This is a genomic window from Chryseobacterium sp. CT-SW4 (genome assembly GCF_048572715.1).
GTDB lineage: Bacteria > Bacteroidota > Bacteroidia > Flavobacteriales > Weeksellaceae > Chryseobacterium.
This window is the reverse complement of record NZ_CP183840.1, coordinates 418,016-444,421: the sequence shown is the minus strand read 5'-3', so window position 1 is coordinate 444,421 and position 26,406 is coordinate 418,016. Positions and strand designations below refer to the sequence as shown.

The window sequence follows — 26,406 nt, the reverse complement described above, 5'->3', positions numbered from 1 at the left end:
TGCCAATGTTAATTTTTTTTTAAATTACAATATTCACAATTCTGTGAGGGACTACAATGATTTTTTTAGGTGTTTTTCCTTCCAAAACCTGTTGCATTTTGGGGTTGCTAATCACCAAATCCTCAATTTCTTTAGCAGACAGCTCTGCGGATAAAGCTAATTTAAACTTCATTTTCCCGTTTACACTTACAGGATATTCTATTTCATCCTCTACCAGATAAGCTTCATTCAGTTCCGGGAATTTTTCAAATTCTATGGAATCGGTATGCCCAAGCAAACTCCAAAGTTCTTCACAGATATGAGGTGCATACGGCGAAATGATAATAGCCAGCGGCTCAAGAATATTACGCTTATTACACTTTATTTTTTGCAATTCATTAACGGCGATCATGAATGAAGATACAGAGGTATTGAATGAAAAGTTTTCTATATCAAAAACTACCTTCTTTATTAAGGTATGCAATACTTTATATTCTTCTTTAGTAGGTTCTTCATCAGAAACTTCAAAGTTATCTCCATTGAAATACAGGTTCCAGAATTTTTTAAGGAAACCATATACTCCGCTTAGTCCCTGCGTATTCCAAGGTTTGGACTGCTCCAAAGGTCCCAGGAACATTTCATATAGCCTTAAACCGTCCGCTCCGTATTCTTCACAGATCACATCCGGATTTACTACATTGTATTTGGACTTGGACATTTTCTCCACTTCGCGTTCTGTAATATATTTACCTTCTTCAAGAATGAATTCAGCATCTGCATAATCCGGTCTCCATTTTTTGAAAGCTTCCGTATCCAGCTCATCGGAAGTTCCTTTTAATAAAGAAACGTCAGTATGGATTGCTTGAGGATCTCCTAAAAATAATATTCCCTCTAAATCCGCAACTTCAAAAGAGTTAGGGTTTAACTCTTTCAATTTACTATTATAAATACCTTTCAATTCATTCAATTGCCGAGGAACTTCAACATCATTATAGTAGGAATCTTGACCTCCTTTTTTAAAGTTATCCCGAAGTGCTAAATCCCCTACAGCTTTTTTATATCTAAAAATATCATCTGCATATTTTTTAGAAATAAATAAGTTCTCGGGAAAATTAATATCTAAATCTTTTATGTCAAATTTAATATCAGAAGGATAGTCAGGAAGTAATCTATAAACAAAAGCACTCATTCCCAAAATCATTCCCTGGTTGATTAACTTCTGGAAAGGTTCATCATGACTGATCCAGCCTCTATCTTTTAAGAATAGATTCCAGAAACGGGAATATAATAAATGCCCGGTAGCATGTTCGCTTCCTCCGATATATAAATCTACCTGTCCCCAATAATCCGCCAATTCTTTTTTAACAAAATTTTCCTGGTCATTCGGATCCATATACCGTAAGAAATACCATGAGCTTCCAGCCCACCCCGGCATTGTGGATAATTCCAGAGGGAAAACTGTTTTCCCGTCTATCAGGTCGGTAGCCACTACTTTTTGATTCACCTCATCCCAGGCAAAAACTTTTGCATTTCCTAATGGAGGATCACCGTCTTCCGTTGGTAAATATTTTTCTACTTCCGGCAATTCTAAAGGTAAGGCAGATTCCGGTAAGGTGTAAGGCATTTCATCTTTATAATAGACAGGAACCGGTTCTCCCCAGTAACGTTGTCTTGAAAAGATAGCATCCCTTTGTTTATAATTGATAGTTCCGAAGCCGATATTCCTTTTGATCACCTCATCTATGACTTTAGCTTTTGCTTCTTCATAGCTTAATCCGTCTAAAAATTCGGAATTTACGCATACGCTGGTTTTGGAATCAAAGGATGCTTCCTGAATATCTTCATCGGTCTCCACTACCTTTTTGATAGGCAGACCGAACTTTTTCGCAAACCTGTGATCTCTTTCATCATGGGCCGGAACTGCCATTACAGCACCCGTTCCATATCCCATTAATACATAATCTGAAATGTAAACAGGCATCTTTTCATTACTGAAAGGATTAATAGCATAGCTTCCCGTGAAAGCTCCCGACACCGTTTTCACATCTGTGAGACGGTCTCTTTCTGTTTTTTTGGAAGTTTCTTCTATATACTGATCCACTTCTGCTTTTTGGGCATCCGTAGTAATGGTTTCCACTAAAGGATTTTCAGGAGCCAGTACCATAAACGTCGCTCCAAAGATCGTATCGGGTCTTGTCGTAAATACTTCAATAAACTCCTCATGGTTTTCTACCTGAAATTTAATCTGAGCTCCCTGGGATTTACCGATCCAATATTCCTGAGAGTCTTTAAGCGGCTGTGGCCAGTCCAAAGTTTGAAGTCCCTGCAACAGTCTTTCGGAATAGGCAGAGATTCTCATGCTCCACTGCATCATTTTCTTTTGATACACAGGAAATCCTCCTCTTTCTGATTTTCCGTCTTTTACCTCATCATTAGCCAACACGGTCCCCAATGCCGGACACCAGTTTACAAAGGTCTCCGCTCTGTAAGCAAGACGATAATTTAAAAGGATATCCTGTTGATCGATTTCGGAAGCATTTTTCCATTCTTCTGCGGTGAAACTTAGTTCATCGTTCTGATTGGCATTTAATCCTTCGGTTCCTTTTTCTTCAAAATGCTGAATAAGGGTATCGATAGGCTCTGCTTTATCCGTAGTCTTATTATACCAGGAATGAAACAGCTGGATAAAGATCCATTGTGTCCATTGATAGAAGGAAGGATCGGAGGTTCTTACTTCTCTGCTCCAGTCAAATGAAAACCCGATTTTTTTCATCTGCTCTTCATATCTGTTGATATTTTCTTCTGTGGTAATGGCCGGATGCTGCCCTGTCTGAATTGCATATTGTTCAGCAGGAAGCCCAAAGCTGTCATACCCTATCGGATGTAATACGTTGAAGCCCTGATGTCTTTTATATCTGGCATAAATATCCGACGCTATATACCCAAGAGGATGCCCCACATGGAGTCCTGCTCCTGATGGATACGGAAACATATCGAGTACATAAAATTTAGGTTTATCAGTTGAATTGGAAGTTTTATAGGTTTGATTTTCTTCCCAGTATTTCTGCCACTTTTTTTCTATCTGCTTATGATCGTAAAACACTTTATTTATCTATTTTGTTTTTATTAATTTATCAAGTCTCACAAAATTAAAGATTTTAAAAGAAATAGAGCTTTAATTTTTAATTAATTACCATTTGGTCTTTCAATAAATAAAAATCTCACCTTAAAGAAGATGAGACTGATTTTTACTGATATAAAGTTACTGAATGTTACTGAACTCTTTTGAAGGTATAAGTAACTGACTTATATTGGTTAGGATCTGTCATATCTTCTATTTTCAGATTGAGGCTTGTTTCCGTGAGGAGGGTTACTTCTCCTTTCTCGGTTGCCGCCGTACCCTGATATTTAATTTCAAAATCTTTTTCTTTTTTATCGTAAACATAGGTAAAGCTACGATCGGATATCACACTGCACACGGCTGGAGTTCCTACCTCCTCATTATCCGTTCTTTGTCCTGAGCTGTTCTCATTGAATATCCATCTGGATTCCTGCTGGCAAGTGGAATATGTGATTTCATCAGAATAACCACCTCCTCCGGTAGGAATGACTGTAATAACTTCCTTGACAGGCTGCCATGTTCCTGCAATTGGGTATATCAGTTCAGGAGTATCATCATCATTACATCCTGTTATTGCTAACAATGACAATCCTGTAAATAGTAATGCTAATTTCTTCATATATCAAATTTTTCAAGGCCTAAAATTATGATTTATTTATTTTACTTATCTATTTTTTTGAAAAAATATTAATAAAAATTGTAATTTCAGATAGATTTAAACGAAGATAACCTTAATTCCTTATTTAAACATAGATCAATAATATGAAATATCTACATTTTAATAAATACCTTGTAACCTACCCGCTTACTAATAAAGAAAAAAAGGTTATTTTTGCTCAAAAAAAAATGCAAGATATAACGAAAAACAATTTTGATTTCATTCGGGTTCTGCTAGCGTTTATAGTTTTTGTGGGCCACTTAGGGGCACTAAGTGCCTCGAAAGAACTCGCTATCTTAGAAAACAGTCCCGTTGAAGTTGCCGTTTTTGCATTTTTTATCGTCAGTGGTTTTTTGATTGCAAGAAGCTACGAAAGGACTACTTCTTTAAAAAGATATATCAAAAAGAGATTCAACAGGATCTTACCGGCTTATTTACTGGTTATTTTTCTTGCCGCTATATTTCTGAGTTTGGTAAGTACGTTATCTTTTTCGGAATATTTCAGCAATCCGGGAGTTTATAAATATGTATTCTGGAATTCCCTATTTATGAACTTTATGGCTCCTTCCCTTCCGGGAGTTTTTGGGAACCAGGCAGTGAATGGAGCTCTCTGGACCCTTAAAATCGAATTTTGCTTTTATTTTCTGGTTCCTCTGATGTTTTTATTATTCGGTAAAAACAATAAATACAGGAATATCAGCCTGATTATCTTATATTTCTGTTCGCTGGCCTATTTAAATTATTTTGAGCACTTAGGTAAAATGGCTATTTCCAGACAAATTCCAGGTTCCTTATGTTATTTTATCGGCGGAATGCTGATCTATTTTAATTTTGATAAATTCATTAAAAACAAAAATATTCTTTTCATCATCGCCATCATTACCGTATGGATCGACCTCATTGCCGGTATTAAGTTATTTTCTCCTATAATGCTGAGCATTATCGTATTATATATTGCTTACTCATTTAAATTTTTAAATAATTTCGGAAAGTACGGAGATTTCACCTATGGTATTTATATATTCCACTTTCCCATCATCAGAGTATTTACTACGCTTGGTCTTTTTGCCAACTATAATCCGTATGTAATGGCCGTTGTCTGCATGCTGCTTGTTATCTGTGTGGGAGTCGCCTCCTGGCATTTCTATGAAAAAAGATTTATAAAACTTTAATTTTGACCTTATTCTACCCATGAAAGATCTTGTTTCCATCATCACTCCCTGCTATAATTCTTCAGACTTTATTGAAGAAACCATACAATCTGTGCTCAATCAGACCTACGATAACTGGGAATGGCTAATTACAGACGATCTTTCCACAGATAATACGGTAGAGATTCTGAGAAAATATAACGATCCGAGAATAAAGCTGGAAGTTCTGGAAAAGAACGGAGGAGCCGGAAATGCAAGAAACCAAAGCCTTAAAAGAGCTCAGGGAAGATATATCGCCTTCCTGGATTCCGATGATTACTGGTACCCTAATTATCTGGAAACGATGATCGGCTATATGGAAGACCATAAAGCAGAACTCGTTTACTGTAACTATTCCAGATGTGATGAAAATCTAAATCCTGTATTAAAGGATTTCCAGGCAGATAAAATTGTAACTTTTTCCAACCTGCTGAAAACATGCAGACTAGCTCCGGTAGCTACCGTGTATGACAGCCAGAGAGTAGGAAAATTCTTATTTCCTGAAAACAGCAAACGTGAAGATCATGTGATGTGGCTTAATCTTTTAAAGCAAGTTCCTGAAGGCTATCCGGTAAAACAAACGCTTGCCAAGTACAGAATGCGTGAAAACAGTGTCTCCCGCAAAAAGAAGCATATTATTAAAGATCAGTATCTGGTTTATAAAGACTTCATGGGATTCTCCACTTTAAAGTCTTTATATTATACGGCAAACTGGGCCTTGAACGGATTTTTAAAGTATTCGAAGATCTTTAATTAACAGCAAAATCTTTCCGGATATGTTTCAGGATAAGTTCTGAAGAATTGGGCTTTTCCTCTACGAACATCTCTGCATTTTCCGACATTTTCCTTAACAGTTTTTCATCTTGTAGTAAAGAATAAATGAAAGCCGATGCGGAAGTTTCATTATCAAAAGATTTCCCTCCTTCTCTACTGATAAGCTCATCCGCTTCCGGATTTTTTTTGTAGTGGTTTCCAAATATAACCGGAACGCCAAATGTAGCAGCCTCCAGAATATTATGAAGACCCGCATCATGAAATCCTCCACCCACCACTGCAATATCAGCATAGGAATACAACTTCGATAAGAGCCCAATGCTGTCAATAATCAAAAGCCTGGCATCTTTAATCTCAGATAAAGAATTTTGGATATTACTATATAAAACAGCATCCGGAAAATGCTGACGGATTCCTTGGACACGTTTCAGATCGTGCGGCGCAATGATCAGTTTCAGGTCAGGATTCTCTTTAAAAACATTCGAAAGTATCTTCTCTTCTGCTTCCCATGAACTTCCAAAGACAATCACTTTTTTACTATTGATAAATTCTTCTATGCCTTTCACCTTATTATCCCGTAACCGTAATTGGCGAACCCTGTCGAATCTTGTATCTCCTGCTATTGAGGAGTGCTCCAAACCTATACTTTCGGCCAGAGCAAATGAAGAAGCCGTCTGATGAAAGAACCAGTCAACGTTTTTTCTAAGCTGCTTTACAAACCACTTTCCATAAGATTTAAAATAAACCTGCCGGTCATAGAACAGCGCGGAAATTACATAGATTTTGACCTTTTTATTTCGGAGCTCCTGTAAAAGGTTGTACCAATAATCATATTTCACCGTAAAGAACAGGTCTACGTTCATCTGCTCCGTAAATTCTTTAACTGTATTTTTTCTATCAAAAGGAAGGTAGCAGACAGCATGTGCCAGATGATTTTTTTTGATTACATTTTCATATCCCGAAGGGGAAAAAAAAGTAATAAGGATTTTATGCTCAGGAAATGATTCTTTAAGCTTTTCCAATACCGGCAGCCCTTGCTCATATTCTCCAAGACTGGCAGCGTGCATCCAAATTACGCGGTCCGTTTTTGAAAAAGATGATCGTATGATAGAAAGTGACTGCTTTCTTCCATCCACACCTTTTTTAGTTTTTTCGTTAAACCACGAAAGAACATGCATGCCTAGAATTAATCCACGGACAAATATGTTGTAAAAAAAAATCATTTGAAATTAAAATCATTGGGTTCATTGTAAGAACCGTTCTTCAATATCCGGCAATCACCATGCTTATGCCCATTATCTGCTGAATTTCCTTTAGATTTTTTCATTTTTTCTCTTTTTATAGATAATGAAAATGTTAATTCCGATCACTAAAAACAGCAACACTATTAATACAAAAGGAAAATTACTCAGGCTTTTCTCTCTTCCTTGTACTACGGAAATACTTTCTATAATAATACTTCCCAATAAAAGCTGTAAAGGAATTAACATACTGAACAACATGATTCCAAGGGGTTCTTTTTTCCGAAGCTCGTCCGGCACATTCAGCATCGGTGAATCGGGCATTCTTGAAAGCGAGACAAAAAGTAAAAAAATAAAGGTAGCAATGGCAGGCAAAAACCATATAATTCTTTTATGCCCTTGTCCATCTACTTTTCCATGAAGGTCAAAATGGGTGGGAATAATATCCGGCAAATCCGAATATTGAGTTCCCGTAAAGATCCAAAGCGAAATAAGCAACAACATATTTATCGATAATAACAGCCTGGACATCATAGTTTTTTTAAGTGATTAAAGGACGTTCTTTATAACTCTCAACTTATGAGTATGTTTATTCATTTCTTTATTAAAGATCCCTGTGGAATCCAATGTATCAATTCTTACTTTTCCGGAGGCATGTATAATCTTTTGATTTTCAAGCATAATTCCTACGTGGATAATCTTTCCTTCAGAATTTTCAAAAAAAGCAAGATCTCCCGGCTGGCTTTCTTCCACAAAGGTAAGCGGCTCTCCTACTTCTGCCTGCTGATAAGTATCTCTGGGTAATTTAATATTATGGATTTTGTATACTAACTGAACAAAGCCTGAACAGTCCACCGCAAAAAAACTTTTTCCTCCCCATAAATAGGGAACATTTAAAAATTCTTTGGCTGTAAGGGCAAGGCTTTCCCGAATTTCGTGGCTTCGCCGGGATGCTACTGCAGGAAATTCCACTTCTGATCCCATGGAAAGAAGTGTTCGCCCATCGTTCATCATTACAGATGAAAAATTTTCGGTAACTACCGTTATTTTTCTATTGGTAAGCTCTTCATCGGATACCGGTTTTATCTGTTTGGTATCCATCCAGCCTTCATATCCGTCGTAATGCATTTTTATTTTGGTCCAGTTTTTATTCACTTCCAAAATATCCGCACTTTCACCAAATAATATCTCTGTAACAATTTCCGCTCTATCCGAATTTTCAGCACGGACAGGAGCTACAGTAACAATACAAATTCCTTTATTCATAATATTGAATGAGATTTCAGGTCCCGTTTTTTATTTTTTCCGGAGAAAGTTGACTCCATCACGCAAAGGTAAAATAAGATTTTCAAAGTCATCATCTTTTGCAATCAAATCATTAAGCTCCTGAATGACCCTCGTAGATTTATGCTTTGGATTTTCCTCCAATACCTTACCATACCACAGTACATTATCAAACATTATCACCGATCCGGATTTCGTTTTATCTTTTATCAATTTAAAATACTCGGTATAGTTTTCTTTATCGGCATCTATAAATACCAAATCAAAAACCTCCCCGGTATCTTTTAAAAATTTTTTTGCATCTTCTATTTTAAATTCGATCTGATGGGCATATTTACTTTCTGCAAAATATTTCCGGGGAAGATAAGCCAGGTCTTCATTGATGTCCAGGGTAATTAACTGTCCGTTTTCTGCCAACCCTTCCGCAAGACATAAAGTGGCATATCCCGTGAATGTCCCTATTTCCAGCACTTTCTCAGGCCGTATCATCTGAGAGATAATGGACAGCAGGCGGCCCTGCTGATAACCCGAAATCATATGAGGCTGAGTCGTTTTCTGATAAGTCTCTTTTCTCAGCTTCTTCAGAATATCCGGTTCATCAGAAGCATGCGTTTCTAAATACCGGTCCATTTCCGGGTTTTTCTCTTCAAAATAGCTCATCTGTAAATTTTCACTAAAGTAAGATAAAAGTATTGATTTTCAAAAATAGGGAAAATCCGGTATAAAATCCGTAAAACCCCTGATATTTCCTGGTTATTTTAGATGTAAATTTGTCCTCGGACATACACTATTAAAAGGTATATCAATAAAAAACAAGGCAGAAAGAATTTTAATCTATAAAACAGTATTCACCCCTATAAAACAACCAAATAGAAAAACACAATTCGTTTTTCACAGGATTATTCATTATTGAAAAAAGAAGATTTAATTTGATTAAGCCAATAAATCCCGGAAATTCCGGGATTTATGGTATCAAAAAGGTTTCAATTTATTATTTCTTTACTGGAGCAATGTCCATCAGTTTCATGAACTCATCCAATTTCGGCATAATGATGATCTCGGTTCTTCTGTTTTCAGCTCTTCCGGATACGCTCATATTAGTTGCTTTAGGGTTGTATTCTGAACGTCCTCCCGCTGTAATTCTGGCCGGATCCACTCCAAACTGAGTCTGTAAGATTTTGGCTACGGCTGTACCTCTCAATGCAGAAAGATCCCAGTTGTCTCTTGGTAAATTCATAGAATTCAACGGTGCGTTATCCGTATTTCCTTCAATAAGCACAGAATATTTGTCGTAGTCATTGATTACTTTGGCTACTTTACCCAGTACTTCCTGAGCTTCAGGCAACACATTATAATCTCCTGTTTTGTAAAGCATTTTATCAGAAAGGGAGATCATTACCACTCCTTTTAATACTTTTACCTGAACATCGTCATCCGCTACATTGTCCAGCGATCTTTTCAATTTATTAGACAATGCCAGGTTCAGACTGTCATTTTTAGCATTGGAAGAAATCAATTGTTTAATGTATGCATTGGAAGCATTAATTTCTCCTACCAGCTTGTCAATATTTGCTGAGCTTTTTCCTGTATTGGATAAGCACGCATCTAAAGAGGACTTGAGTGCATCATGCTGACTCTTAAGGAGGTTGTTTTCTCCTGATAATGCAGAATTCTGAGCTTTTAAATCTTGGATTTCACGTTGTCTTTCCCCGATATTCTCAATACATTGCTTGTAGTTAGAACTTAAAGCATCATATTGCTTTTTGCTGACGCAAGATGTCAATCCCAACACCATCGCAGAAACTGTTAAAACTTTTAAAATCTTCATACGTAATCTTTTTTAGACAAATCAAAGGTAACGAATTGAATTTAATTTTATGAATTATCTTTGCATGAAAGAAATCAGAACGCTGTAATGCTCAACAAATCAAGTTTTAAAAATCAATTCGAACTCCTGGTTCCCGCCCCTTATCAACACACATATCTTTTGGCGGTAAGCGGAGGTGCCGACTCCATGGTTTTATTGAATTTATTCTTTTCTTTTTTCTCTTCAAATGATGGAGGAATATTACCTTTTCAGGTGGCGCACATCAATTATAAATTAAGAGGTGAAGACTCGGATTCCGATCAAAAGACAGTTGAGGATTTTTGTCAGCAGCATTCCATCCCGTTTCATTTATATGAAGTTTCCGAAAAGGATCAACAACCTGACCACTCGATTCAGCTTTGGGCCAGGGAACTACGGTATAATTTTTTTAAGGAAATACAAAAAAAAGAAAGTTTAAATTATCTGGTGACTGCCCATCACCTTAACGATCAATTGGAGACTTTTCTTATTCATCTTTCCAAAGCGTCTGGAATAAAAGGGCTAAGCGGTATTCCTGCCAATGAAAACAATATCATCAGACCTTTACTTTCTTTTTCAAAAGAGGAGATCTATCAGTATGCCCGCTATGCAAATATTGAATTCAGGGAGGATCTTTCCAATAAAAAAAGTGATTATTTAAGAAATAAAATCAGGAATGAAATTGTCCCCAAATTATTGGAAACCAATGATCATTTCTTAGAGAATTTTAAAAGAAGTTCTTCTTATCTCAATCAGGCGAAGGATTTTATAGAAAAGCAGATCCGGGATATTGAAAATAAAATTTCTATGTTCCATGAAAATGAAAAGGTGCTTGACAAAGAAAAGCTCAGCCATGAAAGTGACTTTGTAAAATTTGAGATTTTAAAAAAATACGGATTTAATAAGGAAGAAGAAATTGCGAAGATCTTTAAGGCGGAAACCGGGAGTTCTTTTTTCTCGAAAGAATTTCAGTTAGTAATCAACAGAAACCATATCATCATCACGGAAAACAACTTTTCGCCTGCACCGGAAGATGAAATTACCGTAATGGAAGACTTTGATTTTTCCCAGGGACAGATTAAGCTAAATTTAAAAGATTTCATTGAGATTTCCCCTGAAACAGACAGAAACATGGATTGGTATTTCAATGCTGAAAAGCTTCATTTTCCTTTAAAATTAAGAAAAAAAATTACCGGTGATTTTTTTTATCCATCAGGCTTTTCAGGAAAAAAGAAAGTCTCTAAGTTTTTTAAGGACGAAAAATTATCTATTTTAGCCAAGCAAAAAATCTGGCTTCTCACGGATGGTGATAATTCCGTTCTCGGGATTATACCTTTGAGGCAGGACAGAAGATACACAAGAGATGAGGAAACAAATTTTGTTCTCCAAATTTTTAATGAAAAAAAACATGAAATTTAAAAACTGGTTTGTATTAGTTCTATTATTTTTATTCTCAGCAGGTAATGCTCAGATTAAGAATCCTGTAAAATTCAAATTTACAGTTAATGAATTAGGAAACAACGAATATGAAGCTGTGCTTAATGCTACCCTCGAAAGCGGATGGCATATATACTCCAAGGACCTGCCGCCTGACACCGGTATTCCGACCGAGTATATTGTTTCAGGAAAAAATATTGAATTAATCGGAAAGTTTAAGGAAGTCGGGAAAAAACATGAAGAATTCTCTGAAGCCTTTGGGGGAACTATTGTGTATTATTCCAATTCCGCCGGCTTCAGGCAGAAATTTAAACTTAAAGACCCTGCAAAACCGGGAGATGTGGTTGCCGAAATCACCTATCAGACCTGTGACGATAGGGTATGCCTGGCTCCCAACACTTTAGAATTTAATCAAAAAATAACTCCAAAAGGAGCTCCCGAAGAAAGCAAAACTGAAGAAGCTAAGGAAACAGCAGATTCTGCCAAAACGATAGCAACAGTAGCTGAAACTCCTAAAACTGAAGAAATCAAGGTTAATGAGTCTTCTAAGCTGGATCCAAAGAAATTAAAAATTGAGACCCTGGATTTCCAAAATCCATTAACAGATTGCGGAACTACTTCTACTAAAATCGGTGAAAACTACTGGACGTATTTATTATTAGGTTTCATCGGAGGTCTGATTGCCTTATTGACTCCATGTGTCTTCCCGATGATCCCGCTAACCGTTTCATTTTTTACCAAAGGAAATAAAAATAAGGCTAAAGGAAAAAGAGATGCTCTTATTTATGGATTCTTCATCTTTATCATTTTTGTCTTACTAAGTGTTCCTTTCCATTTAATAGATGGAATTGCTGGAAATATATTCAATGAGATATCCACAAGCATCTGGCTTAATATAGCGTTCTTCATTATATTCTTATTCTTTGCAGGAAGCTTTTTCGGTTATTACGACATTACTTTACCGAGCTCTATTGCCAATAAATCATCCAAAGCGGAGGAAGCGGGAGGTATTATAGGAATTTTCTTTATGGCCCTTACCCTCGTTATTGTTTCTTTCTCCTGTACAGGTCCTATATTGGGAAGTTTATTAGGAAGTGCCGTAACCGGCTCATCGAATGTTCCGATGCTTCTTACTTTTGCATTGGCAGGATTCGGGATAGCATGGGCTATTGTATTCGGATTGCTGGCCTTATTCCCGCAGGCGTTACAAAGTCTTCCTAAATCAGGAGGATGGATGAATACGGTAAAGGTTGTACTGGGTTTCGTGGAATTAGCTTTAGCTTTAAAATTCTTATCTAAAGCAGATCTCGTATCGAAAACATTTTTATTAAAACGCGAACTGTTTATCGTTATCTGGATCATTATAACCATCGGGCTGGTTCTTTATTTATTCGGAATTATCCGGTTCCCTCACGATGATAAAAAACCGAAAATCTCCATCACCCGAAAAGTATTGGGAATACTGGGAATAGGGTTCGTCATTTATCTTATTCAGGGATTATTTCCGTCCGACCGCCCAAAACTTCAGCTATTAAGCGGAATCCTTCCCCCATTGAATGTTAGCTATTTCCACGATGAAAATGACGGAATCCTTGGGATGCATCCCGAGCATGATTTCTTTAAAGCGGTAGAGATCGCGAAAAAAGAGAATAAGCCCATTCTGATTGATTTTACCGGATATGGTTGTGAAAACTGCCGGAAAATGGAAGAATTTGTATGGAGTGAGCCGGACATTTTACCTATTCTACAAAACGATGTGGTATTAGCTTCCCTGTACGTTGATGACAAAGAAGAGCTTCCTGAAAGTGAACAGACAAAAATTGATCTGGGAGACGGACAAATTAAAAAAGTAAAAACAATAGGTGACCGCTGGAGTTTATTCCAACAGGTTAACTTTAATAATAATTCCCAACCCCATTATGTCCTCGTAACTCCGGACGGAAAAGTGATCAACACACCGGTATCGGGATATATGCCCAAAGAGGATTTCAAAAAATTCCTGGATTGCGGTATTAATTACTATAAGAAAAACAAATAAAAAAGAATCCCCGGTACAGCCACCGGGGATTTTTTATGGCTGAAATTCAAAACTTTCAAACGTAAAAATATCAATTTATTACCATTTTGTAATTTCAGGTATAAACTTTGTATATTTTAATTTAAATAATGATGAAATAATTACAATTTCCCCAAAAACACTAACATTTAAAATATACTGATCATGGATGAATTAATCGTACCCCAAAAGCAAAATGGTAAAAGTTCCCGCAGACAAGAACTTATAAGAGTGGATATGACTCCGATGGTAGACTTAGGATTTCTTCTTATCTCCTTTTTTATGATGACAGCAAGTTTTACCAAACCGAACGTCATGGATCTGGGGCTTCCTGCAAAAGACCCGAACCCCCAGCCTGTAATAGAGCATTTTATTAAAGACAAGAATCAGATTACCTTTATCATTGGAAAGAATGACCGCGTGTTTTATCACCAGAGCAACTCAAAAGAATTGAATACGGGAAATTTAAAGGAAACCGATTTTGATGGCGTTCATATCTCGAAAATAATTTCAGAAGCCTACAAAAATGCACCGGATCAAAATAAGTTTACGGTTATCGTAAAACCAACCGATGAATCCAATTATAAAAACTTTGTGGATATGCTGGATAATATCGCTCTTTCCCAAAAGGAACGGTATGGAATCACCGATATAAAACCCTGGGAAAAGAAAGTATACCAGGAACTTACAAAATAAATAAAAAAGAGCATTTTGAAATGCTCTTTTTTATTTATTTTTGAGAATATAATTATCCTAATGATGAAAAAAATCATAATCCTTGCCGCCTTTTCCATAGCAGCAGCGTCCTGTTCGAAAAAGGAAACCCAGCCTTCTTCCGGTGATATTGACAGCACTAAAATCATTGATTCCATTAATGCCGTACGAACCAAGATCAATGACAGTATCAGGGCTAAAAACAGCGAAAACCGCTTCAAAGACTTTGACGGAGCTCATAAGTTCACCCACAATCTTATTACTAAAAGCGGATCGGTAAGTTTTAAAAAAGTAGACAGGGACAGGTATGAGATTACCGGAAATATAAAATCAGGTAAAGATTTTGTTGATATTAAAGGAGATATGAAGATCATATCAGATAAATACATGAATTTTACAGGAGAGATCAGACAAAGCATTTCCCAAAACGAAAATGGTAAAGTCTATACCCGAAAAGGAACCAAAACATTCCTTTCCAAAGACGGAGGAAAAACCTGGAGACTTCAGGACATGGTTAATCCTTCAGGCTTTGTCGATTATATTGATATACATTATTAAAAAATAAATCTTATAGTATGCTGAACTTTGAAAAAAAAGGAAACGGAGCTGAAACTTTAGTATTACTCCACGGTTTTATGGAAAATCTTTCCATATGGAACGATCTGGAAGTTCATCTTTCCAAGAATTTTAACCTGTTAAAAATCGACCTTCCGGGACATGGTCAGTCCGAAATCATAAGCGAAGTTCATACTATGGAATTAATGGCTGAAGAAGTAAAGAAAGTACTGGACAGTCAAAATTTAGATAAAGTACATTTATTAGGGCATTCTATGGGAGGTTACACGGCATTGGCATTTGCTGAAAAATATCCCCGGCTCCTGAAAAGCCTTACTTTATTCTTTTCTACTTATTTTCCCGATGATGAAGAAAAGAAAAAGTTACGCATAAAAAGTTACAGGATCATAGAAGAAGCTTTTACCACTTATGCAAAAGCGGGAGTCCCTAATCTTTTTAATCCTAATGAAAGAGATATCCTGGAGGGCAAAATAGAATTAGCGACTTCCATAGCCTTATCCACTAATAACCTTGGAGCATTAGCCTGTGTGAAGGGGATGGTGGAAAGAACGGATAAAAAGCATGTCCTGGAAAACCTGGAAGCCAAAATCCTTGTAATAGCAGGAAAACATGATAATGCCGTAAAAACCGACTCCATGATTAAAAACCTTCCGGATAAAACCAATATTAAATCTTATGTATTGGATTGTGGACATAACGGACATTGGGAGAAACCATCCATCTGCGCAGAGATTATCAACACTGAGCTGCTTCATAATATGCCTAAAAATCTTATCCTGTAAATAAGAACCCATGAGAATCATCATCGCATTCATCTCTTTAGGCATTTTACTCCTCAGCTGCAAGAAAGACCATCCGGCGACTCCCGGAGATTCTGTGAAAGACACATTACCTCAGCCATCGGTAACCGTAAAAGATTCTTTAGCCTCTTCTAAAAGCAAAGAAAGTGTTTTTCACTTTGTAACGGAATTATGTGACAACGAGGGATACTTTGATGAAAACAAATACAGCCGGAAAGAGATCGAGGGAACGTATAAGCTCTGGTTTGAATTAAGCGGAACCCTGATGAATACCCCGTCTGTTTTTTATTTAAAAAACCTGCATGAAGTAAGAGAAAATAAAGATGAAATTCTTACCAAGCTGGACACAGAATTTGCAGAGAAAAAAGCTTTGTTACAAACCCTGAAAGTGGTCAATACTCCTTACTGGCAAAATATAAAAAAACAGAGATATCAGGAACTTCTGATAGAATATGAAACTGAAAAAATTCAAATTATTGCTTACACAGATCCATCTGTGCTTTTAAACAATAAGCTATCCAAAAACTGCAGAAAATTTGCTCAAGCTTTAAATGCGGATGAAGGTCAAATGATTGAAGAATGGAGAAAACTCAGGGAAGAAATGAGCAAGAGAAACGGAGATCCGGAAAGGATAATGAGAGAATTCAGTGAACATCTTAATTCTCCGGACCGAAAGGACTATGCGATCATTGATTTGATAACCTTTGGGTGGGGAAACTGCAGTAATTCACAAATTGCGCGTGTATCTTATGATGAAAAAATGGCGAAGGCTTTTGATGATCTTTTTATAAAGATCGACTCGGATTGTGATGAACCATGAGAAAAAACAAATAACCAAAAAAAATATCTATGGGGCTATTCTCTTTCAAAAAAAGAAAACCAATAATTGGCTTAACCCTATCTGGAGGTGGAATGCGCGGAGTTGCTCATATTGCGGTTTTAAAAGCATTAGAAGAATATAATTTAAAACCTCATATCATTTCAGGGACCAGTGCCGGATCCATTATTGCTGCTTTTTATGCCTTTGGAAAAACGCCTGATGAGATGATGGAAATTGTCAAGCAGCATACCTTTTTTTCACGTTCTTACCTGCGGCTTTCCAAAAACGGAATTTTCAGCTCCAACTTTATTCTTAAATTATTTGTAGACCATTTTCCCGAGGATGATTTCAAAATACTAAAGATGCCCGTCTATGTCACGGCCACAGAAATGACACACGGCATTGTCGACTTCTTCTCCGAAGGTCCTCTTTTCGCCCCTTTACTAGCTTCATCGAGTGTCCCGTTTGTCCTTCCTCCGGTCAAAATCGGAGACAAATTATATGTAGACGGAGGTGTGCTGGACAACCTTCCTATTGAACCTATTATTGATAAGTGTGACTTTCTGATTGGATCGCATGTAAACTCCATAAGCTACGACGAACTCCGGAATATGAGTTTAATGAAAGAGTTTGACAGGATTCTGCATTTGGCCATCGCCAAATCCGTTTATATGAAAGCCAGTTCCTGTGATATATTTTTAGACCCGCCCGGAATGAATCAATTCAGTCTGTTCAATAAAAAGTTTTTGGATGATATGTTTCACACCGTTTACGATTATACGTGCGCAGAATTGGAAGAAAGAGGCTATAAAAAGCTTACATCTCATCTTCCTCAATCTTTGCTTTAAAAGTAGCAATCGTATCTTGTAAAGATTCATAGGATTTTCCACCGGCTGCATTGATGTGTCCTCCCCCGTTAAAATACTTTCGGGAAAACTGATTAACATCAATATCGTCCTTACTTCTGAATGAGATTTTAATAAAGTCTTCATACAGATCTTCCATAAAAAATGCAGCCATCTTTACTCCTAAAATACTCAGTCCGTAATTGACAAAACCTTCGGTATCTCCTTTTTGAAAACCGTATTCTTTCAATTCATTTCTGGTAAGGTATAAAACGGCTACCCTGTCATTGCAAACCACTTCAATTCTTCCTAAAATCAAAGCCAGCAAATGAAGACGGGAAACGGTATTTGTGTCCCACGTATTGGATGTTATTAAAGAGGGATCCGCCCCTTTTTCAATTAAATTAGCTATAATCCTGTGGGTAGTGGCGCTCGTGGAGCGAAAACGGAAACCTCCCGTATCCGTCATAATTCCGGTATACAGACATTCTGCGATATCCTGATCCACCAGGTTTTCATCTTCCATGGCTTCGATGAAATGATAAATCATCTGGGAAGTGGCCGGAATGACCGTATCGGAATACACATAATCAAAAGCTTCAGGCTGCTGATGATGATCTATTAATATTTTTTTACCCTTCGCATGAGTCAGCCAATCACCTACCATTCCAATTCTGGAAGGAGAATTGAAATCAAGGCAGAAAATAACATCCGCTTCGTTTACCAGATCAAAAGCATATTTCCTTTTATATTCAGCAATAACACATTTTTTAGCTTCGGGCATCCATTTCAGGAACTTCGGAAAATCATTAGGAACAACTATCTCCGCATGTATTCCTTTTGCCTTTAAATAATGTTTCAGACCAAGGCTGGAACCCACAGCATCTCCATCCGGATTATAATGAGTAAGGATTACTATTTTGTTTTCCGGTTTTAGTAGGACGTTGATTTCTAAGAGTTCTGCTGGTGTAAACATTCTTTAAATTTGAGTCCCCAAAGATATAGTTTTTATAATTATATCGGCTATCATCTTTCAGCAATTTATATTCAAATGTATAACATCCGTCTCCAAATTATTTCAAAAAAATTATGATTCAAATTTGCAGATTATAAAAAAAACCATATCTTTGCACTCTGAAAATAATAGATAATTACGATTTAAATATATAGTAATGAGTAAAAGAACATTCCAGCCATCAGAAAGAAAGAGAAGAAACAAACATGGTTTCAGAGAAAGAATGTCTACGCCAAATGGAAGAAGAGTTTTGGCTGCAAGAAGAGCTAAAGGCAGAAAGAGATTAACTGTAAGTGCTATACGCGCTAAGAGATAATATCTTGAATTATCATATACAAATTATGCTTGAAAAGAAGTTTTTCAGGCATTTTTTGTTGTTAAAATTTCACAAAATTTAGGCTTATTAAGCTTCTTTTTTCTATTTTTAAATTCTTGAAAGCTATTCAGAAAAATAGCCCTTAAAAATCAAATTATGCCACATACAAGCATCGCCGGAGACAATATAATAAATTTACAACACGCGAAAATTGCACAAAAAAATTTCACCGTTCTTTCTGATGTTAATCTGAACATTAAGAAAGGTAAATTCTGCTACCTTATCGGGAAAACAGGTTCCGGAAAAAGTTCCCTGCTAAAGACCCTTTACGGTCATATTCCTTTAGCTGCCGGACATGGCTCCGTAGTTGGCTTTGATCTTGCCAAGCTGAGAACCTCCGAAATTCCCAATCTGAGAAGAAAATTAGGAATCGTATTCCAGGACTTCCAGCTTCTGTCTGACCGTACAGTGGAGAAAAACCTGCGCTTCGTTCTTGAAGCCACAGGATGGACTGAAAAAATAAAAATCGAGGACCGTATTAATGAGGTGCTGAGCAGCGTAAACATGAAAAGCAAAAAGCACAAAATGCCTCATGAACTTTCCGGAGGAGAGCAGCAGCGTATTGCCATCGCAAGAGCTTTACTAAATCATCCTGACCTTATCCTGGCCGATGAGCCTACTGGAAATCTCGACCCGGAAACATCCAATGAAATCATGACCCTGCTAAAGCAGGTGGCATTTGAAAACGGAGCTGCCGTAGTAATGGCCACCCATGATTATCATATGATCCAAAATTTCCCGGGAGAAGCGATCAGATGTGAAGACGGTAAAGTATCTGTATTGGATACGGCAGAATTATTCGAATAAGAAAAAGAATAATCTTACTAAAAAACATGAAACTCCTTTGTGAGTTCAAGATATTGGTCCGAGTATTTTCTCGGACTTTTTTCTATGATCAGTTCCGTTTCTTTCAAAGGCTTATCCATCAATGAAAACTCAAGGATGAGACGCTTAACTTTGGAGCCTTCAATTCCTTTAATATTAACCTTACGGATTAGATTCAATCCTAGTTTCCCACTTATTTTGAGCCAGCGATCCCCTGATTCAAAAGGAATGATAACGGATAATATCCCTGTGGGAGAAAGCAGTTCCGAAGCTTTGGAAATAAGCTGCTGCCCGTTAAGCTCAATTATTTGCCTTGCAATCTTATCTTTAGTGGATCCGGATTCTTCAAAATAAGGAGGATTGGAAACGATAAGATCAAACTTCCGATCACTTCCGAAGGTTTTAAAATCCTGAAGCTTATTTTCCAGCCGATCATGAAATGGCGAATTCTCAAAGTTAAGGCGAGTGAGATCCACTGCCTCCTGCTGAATATCAATCCCCAGAAAGAGCGCCTCCCTGTTTCTTTGAGCCAGCATCAATGAGATCAGCCCTGTTCCGGTTCCCACTTCCAATACATGGCCGGCATTATTCACATCAGCCAAAGCACCCAGCAAAACACCGTCCGTACCTACCCGGAATACTTCCCGGGATTGCTCCATACTGAATTGCTTAAATTTAAAAGGCTTCACTTATAAATTGATCGGTAAAGTAACTGTAAATGTTGATCCCTTCCCTACTTCGGATTTCACGGATATTTCCCCTTTATAGTCTTCGATCATCTTACGCACCATAGACAATCCCAACCCCATACCGCTGCTTTTCGAGGTGAAATTAGGTTCAAAAATTCTTTCGTACATATTCTCCGGTATTCCGATTCCGTTATCCTGCACGGAAATAATAACCCGTCTCTGATGCTGCTCAATATCCACATTGATGATCAGCTTACGGTCATCACTTTTAGCCTGCTTGGCATTGGTCACAAGATTGGTAATGATTCTGGAAAGATAAATCCTGTCCATATTGATCATAATATTATCCTTGTTGGTATGTGTGAAAATATTATCATCATTAAATACCCTTAAAATATCTTCAACCTCCGTATTGAGGTTAATTATTTCATTATTTTTCTCCGGAAGCTTCGCAAATTCGGAAAAGGCTGAGGCTACGGTAGCGATCAAATCGATCTGATCCACCATTGTTTTGCTCATTTGTTTTACCTTATCCCTCACATTGGGATCTTCGGGATCAAATTTTCTTTCGAAATTCTGAATAGTAAGCTTCATTGGAGTCAAAGGATTTTTAACCTCATGGGCCACCTGCTTGGCCATTTCCCTCCATGCTTCTTCCGATGCTTTGAAGCGGAGACGTTCTTTCTGATCCTGAATCTGAAGGATCATCCTGTTATAAGCTCTCGCAAGGGCATTCAGCTCATCATTTTTATAATACCTGATCGGACGCATTTCATTTTCGAATAAAGTAATCCGGGTAATCATATCGGAAAATTTGGTAATGGTCTTAGCGAGATTGTTAGAAGTCACCCAGCTTAGCCAGATACTGAAAAGGATAAGAAAAATGTCTACTAAGAGAATATATTTAACATATTTATGCAATACCTCAAAGTAAGCGGATTCATTATGATACAAAGGAATATACACAATCCCGATAGGTTCCAGCACATTATTTTTAAGCACCAGATAAGATGAGGTAAATACGGCATCTTTTGCCTGGTCATAGCCACGGATATCTATTCTCGTATCCGTAGAAAGAATCCTGTTCACTACATTTATCGGAACATGTTTCTGCTCTACAAGACTTTCATCTTTATTGGAGAGCAAATAATTTCCTTTAAGATCATAAATCACGATATCATGCTGGTTGATATCTGCAATTTCCAGGATTTTATTGGCCAGAACATTCGGCAAATCTTTAGTATCTACATAAGATCTGCTCACTGCATAATCCAAATACCCCATTACAGCATTCGTTTTATCCTGCATATCTATCCTACTCTGGTTCAGAGAGTTATTTCTTAACACAAAGTAAGGAACAAGGGATGAAGCTGCAACACTTAATATACAAACTAATAAAAAGCCTAAAAAGAATCGATTTCTTAAACTATATCCTCTGTATTTAAATGACATTCTGTTTTTTAATTAACCTAGCAATATACTTACCAATTATATCAAATTCAAGATTTACCGTATCACCAGGCTGAAGATTTTTCATATTGGTAAATTCCCATGTATAAGGAATAAGGGCTACAGAAAACTGAGAATCTTCGCTTTTCGCCACCGTTAAGCTAATTCCATTCACGGTAATAGATCCCTGAGGAACGGTTACAAAGTCTCCTTCATTATTATATTGAATGGTAACAATATAGCTTCCGTCTTTATTTTCTATTCCGGTCACTTCTCCTGTCTTATCTACATGTCCCTGAACGATATGCCCGTCCAGCCTGCCGTCCATCTTCATACATCTCTCCAGGTTCACAACTGTTCCTTCCTGCCATTTTCCCAAATTGGTTTTTTCGAGAGTTTCATTGATTGCAGTTACCGTATAAGTAGTACCTTCGGTCTTCACAACAGTTAAGCAGCAACCGTTATGAGCAAGGCTTTGATCTATTTTTAATTCGTGGGTAAAAGGACAGTTTAAAGTAAAATCTATATTACTTCCTTTCGTTTCAATTTTTTCAACAATGCCTACTGCTTCAATTATTCCTGTAAACATATTATTTTTTGTTAAATTTGTAAAATTCTAATCTTCAAAGATAATCAAAATGAGTCCAAAAAACCACAAAGTACGAGTAGGAATTTCAATTGGCGATTTTAACGGTATCGGACCTGAAATCATCATGAAGTCTCTGAAAGACAAAGCCATGACCGATTTTTTTACACCGGTAATTTTTGGATCTGGAAAATTATTCACCTATCAGAAGAATATTTTCAAGCTCAATCTGAACTTCAATTATATCAATGAAGCTTCCCAGGCCCAGAACGGAAAGCTGAATATGGTAAACCTTGTAAAGGATAATGTGAATGTAGAATTGGGAACCCCTACGGAAGAGTCTACCAAAATGGCTATTACTTCTCTGGAAGCTGCTACGGAAGCATTAATAAAAGGAGAAATTGATGTGCTGGTAACCGCTCCCATCAATAAGGATGAAATGGTAAAAATGGGATTCAAGCATGCCGGACACACCGGGTACTTTGAAGAGAAATTCAATAAGAAAGGATTAATGTTTCTGGTAACGGAAAGCCTTAAAGTTGCAGTCTCCACCCATCATATTCCTATTTCGCAGGTAGCGGAAAATATTTCCAAAGAAAAAATAAAAAAACAGATCAAAATTCTTAATCAATCTTTAATAGAAGATTTCTGTATTCAAAAACCTAAAATTGCTGTTTTAGGTTTAAATCCTCACTCAGGAGACGGAGGTGTGATCGGGAACGAAGAAATTGAAATCATAGGACCGGCCATTAAAGAGCTTTCCGACAACGGAATTTTAGCTTTCGGGCCTTTTCCTGCAGACAGCTTTTTTCAGCCTAGCAAATATTCCAGTTTTGATGCCGTTCTGGCGATGTACCACGATCAGGGACTGGCTCCTTTCAAAACCATAGCTTATGAAGAAGGTGTGAACTATACCGCCGGACTTCCGTTCATAAGAACCTCTCCCGATCATGGAGTGGCGTATGATATAGCCGGAAAGAATGTGGCCGATGAGCAAAGCTTTATGGAAGCTATCTTCACTGCTATCAAAATATTTAAAAACCGAAGCGAGTATAATGAGCTTATGAGTAACCGTTTACAACCCAGAAAAATGGCTGTTGATAACGGAGTGGATGAAGATCTACCGGAGGAAACTGAATCTTAAATCTTTAAAACAAATTTTTCAGCTATTTGTTAGAGATTTTATTTGTAATTATAAAAAAAATGCATATTTTTGCACACTCATTTTATGGACAAGCTAAGAAACTATGATATCAGCTTTTCCGGATTAAAAAACGGAAAACATCAGTTCGGGTTTGAGATAGATAAGGCGTTCTTTCAATTATTTGATACTGAACAGGAGTTTACAAATCCTAGAATTTCCGTAGATGTGCTGTTGGATAAGCATACTACGTTTCTGGAATTTGAAATTAAAATAAAAGGATTAATAGAATTGATCTGTGACATCACCAATGAAAATTTTGATCATCCGATAGAGAATGAGATCAGGGTATTGGTAAAGTTCGGTGAAGAATACGATGATTCTGATGAAGATGTAATCACCATTCCTTCCGGAGATCATGCATTCAATGCTGCACAATTAATTTATGAAAATGTGATCCTTTCCATTCCGATGAAAAAGATTTCACCCAATGTAAAGGATGAAGATCTGGAAATCCTGGAAAAGTTCAGTCCTAAAGATATAGAGGAGATCGAAGAGAAAGAGCATGAAAGTGACCCGAGATGGGATGCTTTAAAAAAGTTAAAAGATAAAAATTAATATAATTTAATGATGAGATGGTGAGTCTCATCGCTCATCAATTAAAAAAGTTATTAGAAATGGCACATCCAAAGAGAAGACAATCGTCTACAAGAAGAGATAAGAGAAGAACTCACTACAAAGCTGTAGTTCCTCAATTAGCTAAAGATGCAACGACAGGTGAATTACACCTTTATCACAGAGCTCACTGGCATGAAGGAAAACTTTACTACAGAGGTAAAGTAGTATTGGAAAAAGAAGTAGAAACTACTGAAGAAAACTAAGAGCGCTTTTTCTTAAAAAAGACTCGTTTTAATACAAAAACAGCCCAATTTTGATAAAATTGGGCTGTTTTTTGTTGTTTTTTGTGTTTTTTTGGTATCTTTGGCTCAATAATCAAATATCAAATTTATGGACATTAAAGACATACAAAATCTTATCAAGTTTGTATCTAAAGCTGAGGTATCCGAGGTAAAGTACAAAACTAAAGATTTCGAAATCACTATTAAAACTCCATTAGCAGGAAGCGAAGTAAGCTATGCTCAGCCTGCAGTTTATCATTCTGCTCCTCAGCAGGTGGCGGCTCCAGCTCCGGTGGCAGCAGCTCCGGCGGCAGCTGAAAAAGCGGAAGCAGCTTCTGATGACAGTAAATACGTGACCATTAAGTCCCCGATGATCGGAACTTTCTATAGAAAGCCATCTCCAGATAAAGACGTTTTTGTAAATGTAGGTGATGAAGTTTCTAACGGTAAAGTGGTTTGTGTAATTGAAGCAATGAAATTATTTAACCAAATCGAATCTGAGGTGAGCGGGAAGATCGTTAAGATCTTAGTGGATGATGCTACACCTGTAGAATATGATCAACCTTTATTCTTGGTAGATCCATCTTAAGGAATTTTAGATGAAAGATTATCATTTTAGATGAAGCTTTTTTCATTTAAAATAATTTAAAATTCAAATTTAAAATTTAAAATTCGGAGAGATGTTCAAAAAAATATTAATAGCCAATCGTGGCGAAATTGCAATGCGTATCCTTCGTACTTGCAAAGAAATGGGAATCAAAACGGTAGCGGTTTACTCCACTGCCGATAAAGATAGTCTTCATGTAAGATTTGCTGATGAAGCGGTTTGCATAGGTCCTGCGATGAGTAAAGACTCTTATCTTAAAATCCCTAATATTATAGCTGCAGCGGAGATTACCAATGCTGATGCTATCCATCCAGGGTATGGGTTCCTGTCTGAAAATGCCAACTTCTCAAGAATCTGCCAGAAAAACGGAATTAAATTCATCGGTGCAAGTCCTGAGCAAATCGAAAAAATGGGTGACAAAGCCAACGCTAAAGCAACCATGAAAGCGGCAGGTGTACCGTGTGTACCGGGTTCTGACGGATTAATAGAATCTTATGAGCATGCTGTAAAAATAGCTGAAGAAACAGGATATCCCGTAATGATAAAAGCTACTGCCGGTGGTGGTGGTAAAGGAATGAGAGCAGTCTGGAAAGCAGAAGACCTTAAAGACCATTGGGAATCTGCCATTCAGGAAGCCGTGGCAGCCTTTGGAAACGGAGGTATGTACATGGAAAAACTCATTGAAGAGCCAAGACATATCGAAATCCAGGTAGCAGGTGACCAATTCGGAAAAGCTTGCCACCTTTCGGAAAGAGACTGTTCCGTGCAAAGAAGAAATCAAAAGCTTACCGAGGAAACCCCTTCTCCGTTCATGACAGACGAACTGCGTGAGAAAATGGGAGCAGCCGCTGTAAAAGCAGCTGAATTTATCGGATATGAAGGTGTAGGAACCATCGAATTCCTGGTTGATAAGCACAGAAATTTCTATTTTATGGAAATGAACACCAGAATTCAGGTGGAGCACCCGATCACTGAACAGGTAATTGATTATGACCTTATCAGAGAGCAAATCCTACTTGCTGCAGGAACTCCGATTTCGGGAATCAATTATTTCCCTAAATTACATTCCATAGAATGCCGTATCAATGCTGAAGATCCGTATAACGACTTCAGACCTTCTCCGGGAAAAATTACAGGATTAAACATTCCTGGAGGACACGGAGTAAGAGTTGACACCCATGTGTATTCCGGATATACCATCCCTTCCAATTATGACTCTATGATTGCCAAGCTGATCACTACGGCTCAAACCCGTGAAGAAGCTATTGCAAAAATGAGACGTGCGCTGGAAGAATTTTATATTGAAGGAGTAAAAACGACTATTCCGTTCCACAGACAATTAATGGATGAGGAGGATTACCTTTCAGGAAATTACACTACAAAATTCATGGAGACTTTTGTAATGGATAAAAAGTACGATAATCACTAAGATTTTCCAATTTAAAATAAAAAAGCTGCTTTATACAAGGCAGCTTTTG

The 26,406-nt window shown here is 37.2% G+C and carries 27 protein-coding genes; 16 read left to right on the top strand and 11 right to left on the bottom strand.

What is annotated here, in order from left to right:
* Positions 1-19: 19 nt before the first annotated feature.
* Entirely contained in the window at positions 20-3,082 is a 3,063-nt protein-coding gene (locus ABJ974_RS01955; RefSeq protein ID WP_419869716.1) for a leucine--tRNA ligase, read from the bottom strand.
* A gap of 169 nt (positions 3,083-3,251) precedes the next feature.
* On the bottom strand, positions 3,252-3,719 hold the full coding sequence (locus ABJ974_RS01950; RefSeq protein ID WP_419869715.1) for a lipocalin family protein: 468 nt from the start codon (positions 3,717-3,719) through the stop codon (positions 3,252-3,254).
* 227 nt (positions 3,720-3,946) lie between these two features.
* Between ABJ974_RS01950 and ABJ974_RS01945 the strand changes: the two genes are divergently transcribed.
* On the top strand, positions 3,947-4,930 hold the full coding sequence (locus tag ABJ974_RS01945; RefSeq protein ID WP_419869714.1) for an acyltransferase family protein: 984 nt from the start codon (positions 3,947-3,949) through the stop codon (positions 4,928-4,930).
* A gap of 19 nt (positions 4,931-4,949) precedes the next feature.
* A complete protein-coding gene (locus ABJ974_RS01940; protein ID WP_419869713.1) occupies positions 4,950-5,705 on the top strand; it encodes a glycosyltransferase family 2 protein in 756 nt (251 codons plus the stop codon).
* On the opposite strand, the gene ABJ974_RS01935 is transcribed toward ABJ974_RS01940, so the two are convergent.
* The 5 genes from ABJ974_RS01935 to ABJ974_RS01915 all read right to left on the bottom strand — a co-directional run bounded on the left by ABJ974_RS01935 (position 5,698) and on the right by ABJ974_RS01915 (position 10,075).
* Positions 5,698-6,945, bottom strand: coding sequence for a 3-deoxy-D-manno-octulosonic acid transferase (locus ABJ974_RS01935; protein WP_419869712.1), 1,248 nt, complete (start codon positions 6,943-6,945; stop codon positions 5,698-5,700). The two genes, ABJ974_RS01940 and ABJ974_RS01935, sit on opposite strands and share 8 nt — an antisense overlap.
* Before the next feature lie 90 nt (positions 6,946-7,035).
* Positions 7,036-7,467 (bottom strand): DUF1648 domain-containing protein, encoded by a 432-nt coding sequence (locus tag ABJ974_RS01930; RefSeq protein ID WP_419869711.1) that lies wholly within the window; start codon positions 7,465-7,467, stop codon positions 7,036-7,038.
* 45 nt (positions 7,468-7,512) lie between these two features.
* Positions 7,513-8,229, bottom strand: a complete 717-nt coding sequence (locus ABJ974_RS01925; RefSeq protein WP_419869710.1) for a C40 family peptidase — start codon at positions 8,227-8,229, stop codon at positions 7,513-7,515.
* A gap of 30 nt (positions 8,230-8,259) precedes the next feature.
* Positions 8,260-8,907, bottom strand: coding sequence for an O-methyltransferase (locus ABJ974_RS01920; protein WP_419869709.1), 648 nt, complete (start codon positions 8,905-8,907; stop codon positions 8,260-8,262).
* Between the two features lie 331 nt (positions 8,908-9,238).
* Entirely contained in the window at positions 9,239-10,075 is an 837-nt protein-coding gene (locus ABJ974_RS01915) for an OmpA family protein (protein WP_419869708.1), read from the bottom strand.
* 87 nt (positions 10,076-10,162) lie between these two features.
* Here ABJ974_RS01915 and tilS point away from each other — a divergent pair, with 87 nt between their 5' ends.
* From tilS to ABJ974_RS01880, 7 genes are all read left to right on the top strand, one after another.
* The gene (gene tilS, locus ABJ974_RS01910) at positions 10,163-11,512 is read left to right on the top strand and encodes a tRNA lysidine(34) synthetase TilS (protein WP_419869707.1); all 1,350 of its coding nucleotides are present in this window, start codon (positions 10,163-10,165) and stop codon (positions 11,510-11,512) included.
* Complete coding sequence (locus ABJ974_RS01905; protein ID WP_419869706.1) at positions 11,502-13,568, top strand: protein-disulfide reductase DsbD family protein; 2,067 nt, start codon at positions 11,502-11,504, stop codon at positions 13,566-13,568. The genes tilS and ABJ974_RS01905 overlap by 11 nt, the downstream gene beginning before the upstream one ends.
* A gap of 183 nt (positions 13,569-13,751) precedes the next feature.
* The gene (locus ABJ974_RS01900) at positions 13,752-14,282 is read left to right on the top strand and encodes an ExbD/TolR family protein (RefSeq protein WP_419869705.1); all 531 of its coding nucleotides are present in this window, start codon (positions 13,752-13,754) and stop codon (positions 14,280-14,282) included.
* A 60-nt stretch (positions 14,283-14,342) separates the two neighbouring features.
* Positions 14,343-14,858, top strand: a complete 516-nt coding sequence (locus ABJ974_RS01895; RefSeq protein WP_419869704.1) for a hypothetical protein — start codon at positions 14,343-14,345, stop codon at positions 14,856-14,858.
* A gap of 17 nt (positions 14,859-14,875) precedes the next feature.
* Positions 14,876-15,658 carry an alpha/beta fold hydrolase gene (locus ABJ974_RS01890; RefSeq protein ID WP_419869703.1) on the top strand — a complete coding sequence of 261 codons (783 nt, stop codon included), beginning with the start codon at positions 14,876-14,878 and terminating at the stop codon, positions 15,656-15,658.
* Positions 15,659-15,668: 10 nt separating this feature from the next.
* The gene (locus ABJ974_RS01885; RefSeq protein WP_419869702.1) at positions 15,669-16,496 is read left to right on the top strand and encodes a hypothetical protein; all 828 of its coding nucleotides are present in this window, start codon (positions 15,669-15,671) and stop codon (positions 16,494-16,496) included.
* A 29-nt stretch (positions 16,497-16,525) separates the two neighbouring features.
* Complete coding sequence (locus ABJ974_RS01880; protein WP_419869701.1) at positions 16,526-17,344, top strand: patatin-like phospholipase family protein; 819 nt, start codon at positions 16,526-16,528, stop codon at positions 17,342-17,344.
* On the opposite strand, the gene ABJ974_RS01875 is transcribed toward ABJ974_RS01880, so the two are convergent.
* A complete protein-coding gene (locus ABJ974_RS01875; RefSeq protein WP_419869700.1) occupies positions 17,313-18,317 on the bottom strand; it encodes a DHH family phosphoesterase in 1,005 nt (334 codons plus the stop codon). The genes ABJ974_RS01880 and ABJ974_RS01875 overlap by 32 nt on opposite strands.
* Before the next feature lie 196 nt (positions 18,318-18,513).
* On the opposite strand from ABJ974_RS01875, the gene rpmH reads away from it, so the two are divergent.
* Both rpmH and ABJ974_RS01865 read left to right on the top strand, forming a co-directional pair.
* Positions 18,514-18,672, top strand: coding sequence for a 50S ribosomal protein L34 (gene rpmH, locus ABJ974_RS01870; protein WP_419869699.1), 159 nt, complete (start codon positions 18,514-18,516; stop codon positions 18,670-18,672).
* Positions 18,673-18,828: 156 nt separating this feature from the next.
* The gene (locus ABJ974_RS01865) at positions 18,829-19,539 is read left to right on the top strand and encodes a cell division ATP-binding protein FtsE (RefSeq protein WP_419869698.1); all 711 of its coding nucleotides are present in this window, start codon (positions 18,829-18,831) and stop codon (positions 19,537-19,539) included.
* 17 nt (positions 19,540-19,556) lie between these two features.
* Here the strand turns inward: ABJ974_RS01865 and ABJ974_RS01860 are convergent, their stop codons facing one another.
* Genes ABJ974_RS01860 through ABJ974_RS01850 form a run of 3 tightly spaced genes read right to left on the bottom strand, consistent with a single transcriptional unit; the run spans position 19,557 to position 22,284 of the window.
* Positions 19,557-20,216 (bottom strand): tRNA1(Val) (adenine(37)-N6)-methyltransferase, encoded by a 660-nt coding sequence (locus tag ABJ974_RS01860; RefSeq protein WP_419869697.1) that lies wholly within the window; start codon positions 20,214-20,216, stop codon positions 19,557-19,559.
* A gap of 30 nt (positions 20,217-20,246) precedes the next feature.
* Positions 20,247-21,698 (bottom strand): sensor histidine kinase, encoded by a 1,452-nt coding sequence (locus tag ABJ974_RS01855; RefSeq protein ID WP_419869696.1) that lies wholly within the window; start codon positions 21,696-21,698, stop codon positions 20,247-20,249.
* The gene (locus ABJ974_RS01850) at positions 21,688-22,284 is read right to left on the bottom strand and encodes a riboflavin synthase (protein WP_419869695.1); all 597 of its coding nucleotides are present in this window, start codon (positions 22,282-22,284) and stop codon (positions 21,688-21,690) included. The genes ABJ974_RS01855 and ABJ974_RS01850 overlap by 11 nt, the downstream gene beginning before the upstream one ends.
* A gap of 49 nt (positions 22,285-22,333) precedes the next feature.
* Here ABJ974_RS01850 and pdxA point away from each other — a divergent pair, with 49 nt between their 5' ends.
* From pdxA to accC, 5 genes are all read left to right on the top strand, one after another.
* Entirely contained in the window at positions 22,334-23,425 is a 1,092-nt protein-coding gene (gene pdxA, locus ABJ974_RS01845) for a 4-hydroxythreonine-4-phosphate dehydrogenase PdxA (RefSeq protein WP_419869694.1), read from the top strand.
* Between the two features lie 84 nt (positions 23,426-23,509).
* On the top strand, positions 23,510-24,040 hold the full coding sequence (locus tag ABJ974_RS01840) for a YceD family protein (protein WP_419869693.1): 531 nt from the start codon (positions 23,510-23,512) through the stop codon (positions 24,038-24,040).
* Between the two features lie 59 nt (positions 24,041-24,099).
* Positions 24,100-24,303: a 50S ribosomal protein L32 gene (gene rpmF / locus ABJ974_RS01835; protein ID WP_419869692.1), complete on the top strand. Its 204-nt coding sequence runs from the start codon at positions 24,100-24,102 to the stop codon at positions 24,301-24,303.
* Positions 24,304-24,430: 127 nt separating this feature from the next.
* On the top strand, positions 24,431-24,910 hold the full coding sequence (accB, locus tag ABJ974_RS01830; RefSeq protein WP_419869691.1) for an acetyl-CoA carboxylase biotin carboxyl carrier protein: 480 nt from the start codon (positions 24,431-24,433) through the stop codon (positions 24,908-24,910).
* A gap of 91 nt (positions 24,911-25,001) precedes the next feature.
* Positions 25,002-26,357 (top strand): acetyl-CoA carboxylase biotin carboxylase subunit, encoded by a 1,356-nt coding sequence (gene accC / locus ABJ974_RS01825; protein WP_419869690.1) that lies wholly within the window; start codon positions 25,002-25,004, stop codon positions 26,355-26,357.
* The last annotated feature ends 49 nt before the right edge of the window (positions 26,358-26,406 follow it).

Coding starts and splice junctions, on each gene's coding strand:
- ABJ974_RS01950 (WP_419869715.1), bottom strand. CDS start 3,719: ATGAAGAAATTAGCATTACTATTTACAGGATTGTCATTGTTAGCAATA.
- ABJ974_RS01945 (WP_419869714.1), top strand. CDS start 3,947: ATGCAAGATATAACGAAAAACAATTTTGATTTCATTCGGGTTCTGCTA.
- ABJ974_RS01940 (WP_419869713.1), top strand. CDS start 4,950: ATGAAAGATCTTGTTTCCATCATCACTCCCTGCTATAATTCTTCAGAC.
- ABJ974_RS01935 (WP_419869712.1), bottom strand. CDS start 6,945: ATGATTTTTTTTTACAACATATTTGTCCGTGGATTAATTCTAGGCATG.
- ABJ974_RS01930 (WP_419869711.1), bottom strand. CDS start 7,467: ATGTTGTTGCTTATTTCGCTTTGGATCTTTACGGGAACTCAATATTCG.
- ABJ974_RS01925 (WP_419869710.1), bottom strand. CDS start 8,229: ATGAATAAAGGAATTTGTATTGTTACTGTAGCTCCTGTCCGTGCTGAA.
- ABJ974_RS01920 (WP_419869709.1), bottom strand. CDS start 8,907: ATGAGCTATTTTGAAGAGAAAAACCCGGAAATGGACCGGTATTTAGAA.
- ABJ974_RS01915 (WP_419869708.1), bottom strand. CDS start 10,075: ATGAAGATTTTAAAAGTTTTAACAGTTTCTGCGATGGTGTTGGGATTG.
- tilS (WP_419869707.1), top strand. CDS start 10,163: ATGCTCAACAAATCAAGTTTTAAAAATCAATTCGAACTCCTGGTTCCC.
- ABJ974_RS01905 (WP_419869706.1), top strand. CDS start 11,502: ATGAAATTTAAAAACTGGTTTGTATTAGTTCTATTATTTTTATTCTCA.
- ABJ974_RS01900 (WP_419869705.1), top strand. CDS start 13,752: ATGGATGAATTAATCGTACCCCAAAAGCAAAATGGTAAAAGTTCCCGC.
- ABJ974_RS01895 (WP_419869704.1), top strand. CDS start 14,343: ATGATGAAAAAAATCATAATCCTTGCCGCCTTTTCCATAGCAGCAGCG.
- ABJ974_RS01890 (WP_419869703.1), top strand. CDS start 14,876: ATGCTGAACTTTGAAAAAAAAGGAAACGGAGCTGAAACTTTAGTATTA.
- ABJ974_RS01885 (WP_419869702.1), top strand. CDS start 15,669: ATGAGAATCATCATCGCATTCATCTCTTTAGGCATTTTACTCCTCAGC.
- ABJ974_RS01880 (WP_419869701.1), top strand. CDS start 16,526: ATGGGGCTATTCTCTTTCAAAAAAAGAAAACCAATAATTGGCTTAACC.
- ABJ974_RS01875 (WP_419869700.1), bottom strand. CDS start 18,317: ATGTTTACACCAGCAGAACTCTTAGAAATCAACGTCCTACTAAAACCG.
- rpmH (WP_419869699.1), top strand. CDS start 18,514: ATGAGTAAAAGAACATTCCAGCCATCAGAAAGAAAGAGAAGAAACAAA.
- ABJ974_RS01865 (WP_419869698.1), top strand. CDS start 18,829: ATGCCACATACAAGCATCGCCGGAGACAATATAATAAATTTACAACAC.
- ABJ974_RS01860 (WP_419869697.1), bottom strand. CDS start 20,216: ATGGAGCAATCCCGGGAAGTATTCCGGGTAGGTACGGACGGTGTTTTG.
- ABJ974_RS01855 (WP_419869696.1), bottom strand. CDS start 21,698: ATGTCATTTAAATACAGAGGATATAGTTTAAGAAATCGATTCTTTTTA.
- ABJ974_RS01850 (WP_419869695.1), bottom strand. CDS start 22,284: ATGTTTACAGGAATAATTGAAGCAGTAGGCATTGTTGAAAAAATTGAA.
- pdxA (WP_419869694.1), top strand. CDS start 22,334: ATGAGTCCAAAAAACCACAAAGTACGAGTAGGAATTTCAATTGGCGAT.
- ABJ974_RS01840 (WP_419869693.1), top strand. CDS start 23,510: ATGGACAAGCTAAGAAACTATGATATCAGCTTTTCCGGATTAAAAAAC.
- rpmF (WP_419869692.1), top strand. CDS start 24,100: ATGGCACATCCAAAGAGAAGACAATCGTCTACAAGAAGAGATAAGAGA.
- accB (WP_419869691.1), top strand. CDS start 24,431: ATGGACATTAAAGACATACAAAATCTTATCAAGTTTGTATCTAAAGCT.
- accC (WP_419869690.1), top strand. CDS start 25,002: ATGTTCAAAAAAATATTAATAGCCAATCGTGGCGAAATTGCAATGCGT.